The organism is Pedobacter planticolens (genome assembly GCF_014172375.1).
Taxonomy (GTDB): domain Bacteria; phylum Bacteroidota; class Bacteroidia; order Sphingobacteriales; family Sphingobacteriaceae; genus Pedobacter; species Pedobacter planticolens.
The window spans coordinates 165,486-177,520 of sequence record NZ_WNXD01000002.1 but is presented as its reverse complement, the minus strand read 5'-3'; the positions used below and the strand labels follow the sequence as shown (position 1 = coordinate 177,520).

The following is a 12,035-nucleotide window of genomic DNA, read 5'->3' as shown; positions in this document are numbered from 1 at the left end:
ATATGAAAATTTTAAATAAAAGATTAATTATAGCACTGGTCGTTTTAATGACTGCTGCTAATAGTTGCAAGAAGGCTGATCTTGATTCAGGATTTCTCTCGAAATTTGAGCCAGAAGTGGCTTTAAGTAATGTTGCCGGAATGAAGGCTGCATTAGCAGGATTGGGCTTAAATGTTAGACAAGAGTTTTTTGGAGATATGGCTCCGATAGTTACAGAATCTATTTTCTCTGATGTAGCTGTAGATGGCACAACCGATAAAAGTACGCAAGCTCAGGACATGAATACCAGAGTAACGCCTGATGCTGAGTTAAATAACCCGGATTTTAATAGAATTGGTTTCTATTGGATAGAGGGTTTTAAAGGCATTAGGTATGCGAACACGATTATTAATAACATCGATAAGGTTACGTTTAAAAATGATGCTGAAAAGAATTCAATCTTAGGATCAGCCTTATTTTATCGTGCTTACTATTACTACAGATTAGTTCACCAATTTGGTGATGTGCCGCTAATTTTGAAAGATTTAACTGAACCAAGGCTTGATTATTTTTCTACAAAGCGTGATGTTATCCTGAAAAAGATGAAAAGTGATTTGTTGTTTGCTGAAACTTGGGTATTAGATAACGTAGATAGAGGTGAAGTAACAAAAGGTGCAGTAAGTCATTTATTAACAAAAGTAAACTTGGCTTTGGGCGATTTTGATGATGCCATTACATCTGCAAATAATGTAATTAATGGAGGAAAATATTCATTAATGAGAACCCGTTTTGGAAGTACTGCAGGAGATGCAACAAAAAATGTGGTGTGGGATTTACATAGAATGGATAATAAGGCAATTGCAGCGAATAAGGAAACTTTATTTTTAGCAATTGATAGAGAAACACTTGCAGGCGCAACAGCTTTTGGCTCTCAGGTAATGCGCAATTGTGTGCCTGCATGGCATTTTGCAAATCTAAGAACCCCATCAGGATTAAACCCAGCCATTGTAGATGGTGTTACGGTAGAAATTCCGTTAACGTTAATGTATGGTAGAGGAATTGGTAGGTATCGCGGAACGCCATATAGCACCAAATACATCTGGACAGACAATACTGATTATCGCCATGCGCCAGGTATGTGGATAAACATGACTGATTTGGTGTATAATAACCCAGCGTTAAAAAATTCTTCTAATCCAACAGAAAAAGCATTGTATGGCAAACCATTGGTTGATGCAACCCCTGCAAATATCAACAACATGTTTTTGAATAAAGGCTTAGATACCATCCGTCACTTTTTTGGCTGGCCACATTATAAAACGTTTATCAATACAACAAACGCTTTGGCAGTTGATAAATATTGGTCACCACCTAGAGGAACGAACACCGATTGGTACATTTTTAGATTGGCAGAAACGTATTTGTTAAGAGCTGAGGCTTATTATTGGAAAGGTAATTTACTGTTAGCAATGGCCGATATTAATCAGGTAAGATCAAGAGCAAATGCAACTTTACTTACAGATCCTAATTTGGTAACTATCGGTACAATATTAGATGAACGAGCTAGAGAATTGTATTATGAAGAGCCACGTAAAACGGAATTAACCCGTATTGCCTATATTTTTGCAACTACCGGCAAACCAGCATACAATGGTAAAACATACAATTTGGCAAGCTTTTCTGACAATAATTTTTTCTATGATAGGATAATTGAAAAGAATGATTTTTACAAGAATCAAGTGCCTACAGTTTCTGGTGTAAACTTCAAAATATCTCCATATCACGTTTTATGGCCAGTTCCTGGAAGTGCGCAACGATTTAATACAAATGGGCGTATTAATCAGAATAAAGGATATAGTGGGTATGAAAACAATGTTGCACCGCTTGATAAAATCCCATAACTAGTTATAAGAACAGAATTGGTAGTTTATAAGTTAGAGGCAGTGCTTGAAAAAGGCTGCCTCTTTTTTTATTTTAATAGAATTGATTTTTACAGACTTAGTACTTCCTTCTTAAATCCAGTTTCGGGATTTTAGTAATCAGAAAAAGCGCAACCGTTGTTATTACAATTTGTAAAATAACCAGACTTATTGCGAACGTATTAAACTGAGGAGAAGAAGTCTCTAAATTGAATAAGCGATGTATATTTTTGAGAATCAAAATAATGAGCAGATACTTTGCCCAAGTAAAACGTCTTTTAATTAAAAAGACAGAAAAATACCTCAGCCCTAAAAATACGCCAGCAATAAATATATCTCCCCAATCATCGAGTCCACGAACAAAGACTATTACAAGTCCAATTATAAAACTGCATAGCACCAGATTAGAGGCAATTGTATAGTTTTTACTAAATTTATTCATTGGAGATCATCAATACAGATAGTTTCAAATATCGAAAATTCTTTTTTAAATTCCATATAATGAGAATTAAGCTACAATAGATAAAAGCATGGTATCAAAATATCAAATAAATCGACATATTTGTTTAACCATAGCATATATTTTTTAACCAAAAATGAACGTAATGATGGCAAAAAAACAATCACTTTTTATTGCTATTGCACCTTTTCTTAAAGGCGTTGCACAAATTATGTTACAAGAAAATGCTTGGACAGGTTTGCTTTTTCTTGTTGGTATATTTTGCGGTTCATTAACAATGGGCTTGGCTGCAATTTTTTCTGTGCTAGTTGGAACGTTTACTGCCAAGTTCTTTAAATATGATGAAGGCGAAATTAATAGTGGATTGTATGGCTTTAGTGCAACGTTAGTTGGTGTAGCCCTAGTTGTTTTTTTCGAACCAACAATTATGATTTGGCTTACTATTTTTATTGGTTCCATGCTAGCTACTAGTATTCAGCACTTTTTTATAGTCAAAAAGATACCTGGATTTACTTTCCCTTTCATTTTGGTTACTTGGGGGTTTTTAGCAGTATTTCATTATTTTCCTGCATTGGTAACACTTCAGCCACAAACTGTAGATGTTGCTGGCAATAGTGATTTAATTCTTTTTCCTCATGCCATTGGGCAAGTTATCTTTCAAGGGAGTGTTTGGGCAGGAATCGCTTTTTTTATTGGGGTGCTTATTCACAAACCAATTGCAGCAGTTTACACATTGATAGCAACACTAATAAGCGCAGGTATAGCCTACCAATTTGGAGAACCTTTGCACGATATTTATTTAGGTCTGTTAAGTTATAATGCAGTTTTATGTGCCATCACTTTTGCGGGTACAAAACGAGTTGATTTTATATTAGCCTTGCTATCTATTGTATTATCGGTGTTAATTATGATTATGATGAGAAAGCTAAATTTACCAGCATTAACATTCCCTTTTGTAGCTGCTACTTGGTTTAGTTTAATTGCGAAACATATATTTCAAGCAAAACGACAAGAAATCCCTCAATAATTCTAATCAATTAATTCAAAATATCATGGAAGATATTAAGCTAAATTTAAATGATAAAGGTCGTGGTGCTTTTGTTATTATGGATGGAGAAGAGCAACTAGCAGAAATGGCATTGTCTATTTCTGGCGGAGATTTAATTGTATATCATACAGAAGTTGCACAAAAAGCAGAAGGTAAAGGATTAGCGAAAAACTTGCTTAATGAAATGGTAAGTTATGCCCGCAAACACGGACTTAAAGTAGTGGCACTTTGCCCTTATGTTCATGCTCAATTCAAAAGACATCCAGAAGAATTTGAAGATATCTGGAAGAAGTCCAAAGAAGATTTATAGTTGATGGATTTTTAAATTACACAAAGAATACAAATTAATTTATAAGTGAATGAATATTCATTTATATTTGTGCCATGAGAACTAGAGATGAAGATAAGGTCAGCTTAGTTAAAAAAATGGCTATTAAAAGTGTAGTTAAAGATGGTTTTGAAGGGTTTAGTATGAACAAACTTGCCAAAGCTTGCGAAATATCTGTCGCAACACTTTACATTTATTACAAAGATAAAGACGATTTGCTCATCAGCATTGCTAAAGAAGAAGGTGATGCCATGGGCGATGCGATGATTAAAAATTTTGATCCAACAGTTTCTTTTGAAGAAGGAATGCGGGTGCAATGGCAAAATCGATATGCCTACATGCTCGAAAACCCATACTCTATCTCATTTTTTGAACAATTACGTAACTCAACGTATCAAAGCCGATTTTTGGATAATTACATGCAGAAATTTAAACTAGTTATTGGGCAATTTATGGATAGTGTGGTAAAAAGAGGTGAGATTAATCCTATGCCATTAGAAGTATTTTGGTCTATAGCTTACGCACCATTGTATGCGCTAGTTCGATTTGATACTGAAGGTCATAGCGTTGGAGGCAGGCCTTTTAAAATGACAGACAAAATGTTATGGCAAACTTTCGATTTAGTCATCAAAGCCTTAAAAAATTAATTTTAAATCCCTTATGGACAATTTTGATCATATCTTATTATTTAAAACCGACATTAAAAGCGAAGATTGCAAAGCCAAACTACAAGCTATTTTAAATGGTTATGAAGGTATTGAGCAATGGAATGTTGCTTTAGATGACCAAGATTGCATATTAAGAATAGTATCTCACACGTTAAATCATCAACAAATTATAGAACTTATTACTAATCATGGTCACTTTTGCTGTGAATTAACCTAATCCAATGAAACAAGAAGTTATTCCATTCACAGGCTATCAAAAATTAGTGATTTTTCTTTTAGCAATTACACAATTTACCGTAATATTAGATTTTATGGTAATGTCGCCATTGGGCGATATTTTAATGAAATCAATGAGTTTAAAACCATCTGCCTTTGGTATTGCAGTTTCTGCCTATGCCTTTAGTGCAGGTATTTCTGGCTTACTTACAGCGGGTTTTGCCGATCGTTTTGATCGAAAAAAATTATTGATGTTCTTTTATTTCGGCTTTATTGTCGGAACATTTTTTTGTGGTTTAGCGCACACGTATGTTGAGTTGGTTGCTGCAAGAATTATTACGGGTTTATTTGGCGGTGTAATTGGCTCAATTTCAATGGCAATTATTACCGATTTATTTAGCTTACAACAACGCGGACGAGTAATGGGATTTGTACAAATGGGTTTTGGTGCTAGTCAGGTTTTAGGTGTGCCAATCGGACTTTATTTAGCGAATTTTTGGGGTTGGGAAGCACCTTTTTTAATGGTAGCATCGCTGGCAATTATTATTGCAATCATCATTTTGATTAAGTTAAAACCAATTACAGCACATTTAGCCATTCAAAAAGATAAATCAGCACTCTTGCATTTATGGCATACAGTAAAAAAACGTAAACATCGTATCGGTTTTACATCAACCGCATTATTATCTATTGGTGGTTTTATGATGATGCCATTTGGTAGTGCATTTGCCATTAATAATTTAAAAATAACCAACGAGCAATTACCCATGTTGTTTATGATATCAGGCTTAAGTTCGCTCGTTATTATGCCAATAATTGGTCGTATGAGTGATAAAATTAGCAAGTTTAAAATATTTGCGGGTGCTACTATTTGGATGATGGGAATGTGCGTATTGTACACAAATCTTTCTGCTACACCATTTTGGATTGTAGTTATTCTTAATATTTTAATGATGATGGGGGTGATGAGTAGAATGATTCCTTCATCGGCCTTAACAAGTGCAATACCAGAAATGGAAGATCGTGGCGCTTTTATGAGTATTAATGCATCGTTACAACAAATAGCTGGTGGTGTGGCTGCGGCAGTTGCCGGAATGATAGTAGTTCAAAAAACTAAATTTAGCCCGCTCGAAAACTATAATATTGTTGGCTATGTAATTGTTGTAATTTCCATTATCAGCATATTTTTAATGTACAGAGTGAGTAAAATGGTTACTGAGAAAAGTAGCGAAATAGATTTAGCTAAAGTAGAGGAAGAAATCGTATTAAGCGAAGGAATTTAACGAGTTGCTTGCTTGGCAACCACTACAAATCCACTACTCAATTTGTAAACTAGTTGGTTTTAAGAGATTAGGCAAACCTTTGCGTAGAATTATAAGTTTACGGTTGGTCTAGCTATTGGTTTGTGCCTTTAAAATGAGGAAATTGCAATTCGTTTTATCGAACCAATTTTAAATACAAATGAACAAATCCAAAAAAATCATTTTATTGGCTGCTTTAACTTTTGCTAACGTAGCATCTTTTGCACAGCTAAAATCAACTTCTTTTTCGACTAAAAAGATAACAGTTTATACTACTGTAAAAGGTTCAGATAAACCGATGGAAGAAACAGGGGTATTAACCTTTAAACCTCTAAAACAACCTGTAGAAACGCAGACTTTGGTTTTTGTAGATCCTAGTAAAACTTTTCAAACGTTTTTAGGAATTGGAGGAGCAATTACAGATGCCTCTGCAGAAGTTTTTGCAAAAATGCCTAAAACAGCCCAGCAAGAATTATTAACTGCGTATTACGATAAAAAGAAAGGTATTGGCTATACAATTGCTCGTACAAATATCAATAGTTGCGATTTTTCTAGCGATATTTATACGTATGTTGAAGAAAACGATAAAGCATTAAAAACATTTAATATCGATCACGATAGAAAATTTAAAATACCTTTAATAAAACAAGCTACAGCAACTGCTGGAGGAAAAATCAATCTATTTGTAAGTCCATGGAGCCCGCCAGCATGGATGAAAACCAATAATAACATGTTAAAAGGTGGTTCTTTATTGCCAGCTTACAATCAATCTTGGGCAAATTACTATGTGAAATTTATTCAAGCCTATGAAAAAGAAGGCATACCAATTTGGGGCTTAACCGTTCAAAATGAACCAATGGCAACTCAAAAATGGGAATCGTGTTTATATACTGCCGAAGAAGAAAGAGATTTTATTAAAAAATTTTTAGGCCCAACGTTGCACAAAAATAATATGGCTAGCAAAAAGCTAATCGGTTGGGATCATAATCGTGATTTAATTTATCAACGTGCATCAACTTTGTTAAATGACCCGCAAACAGCTAAATATCTTTGGGGCATTGGTTTTCATTGGTATGAAACGTGGACAGGAAGCAGTCAAAATTTTGAGAATTTAAAAAGAGTGCATGAAGCTTTTCCTTCAAAACAATTAATTTTTACTGAAGGATGTGTAGAGAAATATAGTTTAGATCGAATTAACGATTGGTCATTAGGCGAACGCTACGGATTTTCTATGATTAACGATTTTAATGCAGGTACAGCTGCCTGGACAGACTGGAATATCCTTTTAGATGAAAACGGTGGACCAAATCATGTGGGTAATTTCTGTTTTTCGCCAATTCATGCCAATATCCAAACGGGGAAATTAATGTATACCAATTCGTATTACTACATCGGTCATTTCTCTAAATTTATTAAGCCAGGGGCGAAAAGAATTATTAGCTCTCCAAGCCGCTCAATGCTGATTAGCACAGCGTTCCAAAATCCTGATGGTTCTATAGTTGTAGTGGTAATGAACAGCACCGACCAAAAATTACCTTATCACTTATGGATGCAAGGAAATGCAGCAGAAACGGTGAGTTTACCGCACTCCATTTGTACATTGATTATTAAGTAAGTAGTATGGTCAGCGAATTTGCTTATTCTTTTCCGAAAGACTAGTAGATCTAGAAACGGCATAGGAAATTCCTCCGCTAGAAACTTGGTATCCTGTAGAAACCGTGTACACTAATTTTTCGGCAATTATACCCGTAGCATTATCTAAAACATACGTGCCATTAGAATTGCTATTAAGCAATGTAGTAAAAATAGAACTGCTAAATTTTATAATGGTATTTTTTTCGTTAATGTCTTCTATCCAAAACTTTGTCACTAATTTCTGCTTATTAATTTGAACAGAATCAGTCCATGCGTAACCTTTTTTATAGGTGCTATTAATGTTCATATCAGCCAATAAACCTAATAAAGCTCCTTTTTCAAATGTTTCCATTTGTATACCTGCAAATGAGATTAACGTATCGGTAGCTAGTTCGCTTTTATATTCTGTCGAAGATAAAAGCACACCATATTTATCAATTGCAATATCAACAGGTTTATTCAGCATAAAATTTAATGCCTTTTCAATTTTAGAAGTACTATCTCCCTTCACTTCCGAATTATAATGGAATTGTTTACCAAGCGCATCAATTAAATTATCCATTTTTTTAATGGTTACATTTAATCCATAACCCTTATCATCAGCAGTAGTTACTTTATATAATTTAGTAAGAGAAGAAGTGGTATTAACAGTTAAAGTTTGATTTCCACGTTGAACCACAGCTTTAGAATTTGATAGAACTTCTCTTTGAAACTCGTTACCTATTTTAAAATTGAAAACACGATGCTTCTCTTGCGCCTTACTAGTAAAAGACAGCAAAATAAATGAAAAGAGTAAGGTTATTTTTAAAGTTAACTTAATATCGTTATACATGAAGATGGCGTTAATTTTAGACTTAAGGATTAGTTAATCTTAATTCTGGAAGCGGCGGAATTGGCGGAACGGGAGGTAAAATAGGAAGTGCTGGTAAAGTAATAGCTGTTGGTGTAACTGGGGCAGCTGCAGCCGCAGTAGTTGTTGCAGGAGTTGGAGCTGGCGGAGGTACAGGAGTTGCTGGAATAGCCGGGATAAGGTTATTAGGTACTACTGTATTTACGGGTGTTAAAGTAGGCATTGTTGGTGTAGCCGGAACCGTAGTTGGCGTAGCTGTTGGTGCTACGGTTGGTACAGATTTTGGTAATGTTGGCGTAGGCAAAGGAACTTTCCAATCGGAATTATTACTACTACCACTCTGCGCACTTGCGTCTTTTACACTAAAGGCTGCTATAATTAACAGCAAAATAAAAATGTGCTTTTTCATTAGTTAATATTTTTATTGCGTTTACCTAAATAAATTGGATAGGATAACGTTCCTAGCATAGAAACTTTATCGCCCGAATATTTTGTTAAATTATAAACTCCTAATCCAAGAGTAAGGGCATTGTTTTTTATTGGCCTTACACCTGTAGAGAACCCTAAGTTTAATCCAGACCATTCTGCATTAATATTTATTTGATCAAACACCTCATACGAGACATTTGCGAAAACTCCTGTGCCATATTTACCTTTACCAGCAGCTATATCAAATGGGCTTTTGTGTAAAAATCTTCCAGTACCAAAACCAATGGTATACCCTAAAGCAGAATAGCCAGCACGTTTAGAGCGAACAGTTTGTACAGCATGACTAAAAGCAATATAATAGGTCCCATCTGGAGAATCTGATACATCTGGATTGGCAAACAATTGAACTCCACCAACAGAAATACTACTGGCCTTAAATATTTGTCTATTAACAACTAGGTTTAGTGAAAGATCACGTAGTTCAGTCACTCTTGTCACATTTACACTGGCAGAAATATTAACGCTTTTTTCAGGATTACCAAACGTAAGGCCGAATGCAGATACTAAATCTGGTTTATTACTGTATGCTGTAGGATAAATACTACCTAATACACCAAATGCATAAGTACCATAACTACCCCATGCAGATGGAGTCATCAAACTCTGTATTCCATTATTTGGTAACATGGTTTGCCCAATTAATAAAGGACCTTTTTCTGCAATTAAAGAATCCATTTTCTTTTTTAATTCTTTTTCGAAATTATTTTGAGCACATGCAAGTTTAGGACTAAGCATATACACAGCAATTGCAAAAAGAAAACCAGTTTTTAATAGATGATTTATTCTTATTGCCTTAATCATGAATTTGGAGCATTAATGTCTATTCTTTTGAGCGTTAAACTTAGGCTAACTAGGTAAAAACCTAATTAACATTTACAAAGTAAATAAAAGTTATAACAAATAATTGCTTTTTTTTAAACAAATACTATTTAAGTGTTTAACACCCAAATATTTGAAAACCTAGTTTGTTCTTTACAGTAACAGTTAAAACTATGAACTTTCAGTCCATATAGCTTTCAGCTCCTAAAAATTTAGCCACAGGTTAGTAGATAGATCCGATTATAGTTTAATCTGTGGCGATAAACTTAAAACTTCAATTCATTTTTTTCGTTAGTACTATTAATCCTTCTCTAATTTTCGTTGTCATAGCATTGTAATTGCCAACCAGATGAAAAAAAATATTCACAACTTTTATGTATGCAGCATCACATTTATTTGTGCACTGTTGCTTTCTTCCTATGTAAGAACCACGCAGCCAAACGAGCAAATTTCGTTGCCGTATAAAAAGGCAGGTTTAACAGAGCAACAAGCTGCGGCACATTTATTAAGTCGTTTTACGTATGGCGCCAAAGAAGGCGATGTAGAACGAGTGATGAAAATGGGCCTAGAAAAATGGTTAAAGCAACAACTAGATGGTGATCTAGAAGACACTGCCTTAAACGGAATGCTTGGCAATTTTGATGCAATAAATTTAACCAATACAGAGGTAGAAAATATTTTTCCGAGAAATGTAGTTAGGCTTGCGGTAAGAGATGGTTACATCCACAAAGACTCAGTAAACAAAGCCAATAGTAAAGAATATAGAGCAACATTAGCTAACTATATGAAAGAAAAAGGTTTTAAACCTCAACAAGAATTATATCGTCAGTTCATCAACCAAAAAATACTAAGAGCCGCTTATACTCATAATCAATTAAAAGAATTGATGACCGATTTTTGGTTCAATCATTTTAATGTGGCATTGAGCAAAAACCAATGCGCTTCTTTTATTCCAGCCTACGAACGTGATGTGATACGCCCAAACGTTTTTGGCGATTTTGACAAATTAGTATTGAATACAGCTAAATCTCCAGCAATGCTGATGTATTTAGACAATTTCAGTAGCACAGGGACTAATATTCCTGTTCTAGAATCTGGAGGCGATATGATGATGAGCGATCAAACCGCACAAAGACGTAAAAGAGGTCAACTTGCAGCTCAAGTCGCTAAAGCTAAACTCCCTCAAAATAACAACAAAAAACAAGGACTAAATGAAAATTATGCCCGCGAAGTAATGGAACTGCATACATTAGGTGTTGATGGCGGCTATACGCAAAGCGATGTTACGCAAGCAGCCAGAATTTTAACCGGCTGGACAATAGCACCAATGGGCGAAAATGGGTATGGTTCACCAATGAAAAAAATACTAGAAAAAGCAGGTGATGATAACCTGAAAAAACGCGGTTTTGTACACGATGGAGATTTTCTTTTTGTGATGAACCGCCATGATAATGGAGAAAAAACAGTTTTAGGACAGAAATTTCCCGAAGGTGGTGGATATGAAGAAGGAGTAGCATTATTAGAAATGTTAGCTCATCATACTTCTACAGCAAAATTCATTTCTAAAAAGATTGCTACACGTTTTGTGAGCGATAACCCACCACAAAGCCTAATAGATAAAATGTCCAAAACATTTTTAAGCAGCAATGGCAATATTAAAAGCGTATTAATGACCATGGTTAGCGCACCAGAATTTTGGTCGGCAAATGCCTTAAGAGAAAAAACAAAATCTCCTTTTGAACTTGCCATAAGTGCCGTTAGAAGTTTAGACGCAAAAATTAATCAGCCGTACCAATTATATACATGGATTAACAAAATGGGCCAACAAATGTATTATTACCAAGCTCCAACTGGTTTCCCAGATAGAGGTCAGTATTGGATAAATACAGGTTCACTATTAAACCGCATGAATTTTGGTTTGGCCCTAGCTTCACAACGTATCCCAGGTATTACGTTTAATTTAGCGGCGCTGAATGATAATCACGAACCAGAAAGTGCAGAAGCCGCCTTATTAATTTATAGTAAATTGATGATGCCAGAGCGAAAACTCGATGAAACCATAGCAAGACTAAAACCCATGTTAAATGACCCGAACTTAGAAGGGAATGTGGCTAAAGCTGCTGCAAAAACTGCACCGCCACAACAAATGAATACTATGGCAAATGAAGATGCTAATATAATGGAACAGGGTACGGATAAGGAAAAACTAAAAGGAAAAAAAGCATTGTTTAACAAAGAACCAGCACAAAAAGCGGGTACAAATACAATGCTTGCTCAAGTTGTAGGGGTTATTATTGGATCACCAGAATTTCAACGTAAATAA

The 12,035-nt window shown here is 34.9% G+C and carries 12 protein-coding genes; 8 read left to right on the top strand and 4 right to left on the bottom strand.

Translation table 11 applies throughout. From position 1 onward, the window contains the following. The first annotated feature begins 2 nt into the window (after window positions 1-2). Window positions 3-1,880 carry a RagB/SusD family nutrient uptake outer membrane protein gene (locus GM921_RS09485; RefSeq protein WP_182922407.1) on the top strand — a complete coding sequence of 626 codons (1,878 nt, stop codon included), beginning with the start codon at window positions 3-5 and terminating at the stop codon, window positions 1,878-1,880. A gap of 97 nt (window positions 1,881-1,977) precedes the next feature. On the opposite strand, the gene GM921_RS09480 is transcribed toward GM921_RS09485, so the two are convergent. Next, a complete protein-coding gene (locus tag GM921_RS09480) occupies window positions 1,978-2,340 on the bottom strand; it encodes a hypothetical protein (protein ID WP_182922406.1) in 363 nt (120 codons plus the stop codon). 163 nt (window positions 2,341-2,503) lie between these two features. Here GM921_RS09480 and GM921_RS09475 point away from each other — a divergent pair, with 163 nt between their 5' ends. The 6 genes from GM921_RS09475 to GM921_RS09450 all read left to right on the top strand — a co-directional run bounded on the left by GM921_RS09475 (window position 2,504) and on the right by GM921_RS09450 (window position 7,534). Continuing rightward, a complete protein-coding gene (locus tag GM921_RS09475) occupies window positions 2,504-3,385 on the top strand; it encodes an urea transporter (RefSeq protein ID WP_202985647.1) in 882 nt (293 codons plus the stop codon). Window positions 3,386-3,410: 25 nt separating this feature from the next. After that, the gene (locus GM921_RS09470) at window positions 3,411-3,716 is read left to right on the top strand and encodes a GNAT family N-acetyltransferase (protein ID WP_182922405.1); all 306 of its coding nucleotides are present in this window, start codon (window positions 3,411-3,413) and stop codon (window positions 3,714-3,716) included. A 74-nt stretch (window positions 3,717-3,790) separates the two neighbouring features. Next, on the top strand, window positions 3,791-4,381 hold the full coding sequence (locus tag GM921_RS09465; RefSeq protein ID WP_182922404.1) for a TetR/AcrR family transcriptional regulator: 591 nt from the start codon (window positions 3,791-3,793) through the stop codon (window positions 4,379-4,381). A gap of 13 nt (window positions 4,382-4,394) precedes the next feature. Further along, a complete protein-coding gene (locus GM921_RS09460) occupies window positions 4,395-4,619 on the top strand; it encodes a hypothetical protein (RefSeq protein WP_182922403.1) in 225 nt (74 codons plus the stop codon). 4 nt (window positions 4,620-4,623) lie between these two features. Continuing rightward, on the top strand, window positions 4,624-5,901 hold the full coding sequence (locus GM921_RS09455; protein ID WP_182922402.1) for an MFS transporter: 1,278 nt from the start codon (window positions 4,624-4,626) through the stop codon (window positions 5,899-5,901). Between the two features lie 178 nt (window positions 5,902-6,079). Then, on the top strand, window positions 6,080-7,534 hold the full coding sequence (locus GM921_RS09450; protein ID WP_182922401.1) for a glycoside hydrolase family 30 protein: 1,455 nt from the start codon (window positions 6,080-6,082) through the stop codon (window positions 7,532-7,534). Between the two features lie 9 nt (window positions 7,535-7,543). Here GM921_RS09450 and GM921_RS09445 read toward each other — a convergent pair whose 3' ends face one another. From GM921_RS09445 to GM921_RS09435, 3 genes are read right to left on the bottom strand one after another with little or no spacing between them, the layout of a single operon-like run. After that, complete coding sequence (locus tag GM921_RS09445) at window positions 7,544-8,386, bottom strand: hypothetical protein (protein WP_182922400.1); 843 nt, start codon at window positions 8,384-8,386, stop codon at window positions 7,544-7,546. 22 nt (window positions 8,387-8,408) lie between these two features. Further along, window positions 8,409-8,813 (bottom strand): hypothetical protein, encoded by a 405-nt coding sequence (locus GM921_RS09440; protein ID WP_182922399.1) that lies wholly within the window; start codon window positions 8,811-8,813, stop codon window positions 8,409-8,411. Continuing rightward, complete coding sequence (locus GM921_RS09435; protein ID WP_182922398.1) at window positions 8,813-9,694, bottom strand: hypothetical protein; 882 nt, start codon at window positions 9,692-9,694, stop codon at window positions 8,813-8,815. The genes GM921_RS09440 and GM921_RS09435 overlap by 1 nt, the downstream gene beginning before the upstream one ends. Before the next feature lie 367 nt (window positions 9,695-10,061). Here GM921_RS09435 and GM921_RS09430 point away from each other — a divergent pair, with 367 nt between their 5' ends. Then, complete coding sequence (locus tag GM921_RS09430; protein WP_182922397.1) at window positions 10,062-12,035, top strand: DUF1800 domain-containing protein; 1,974 nt, start codon at window positions 10,062-10,064, stop codon at window positions 12,033-12,035.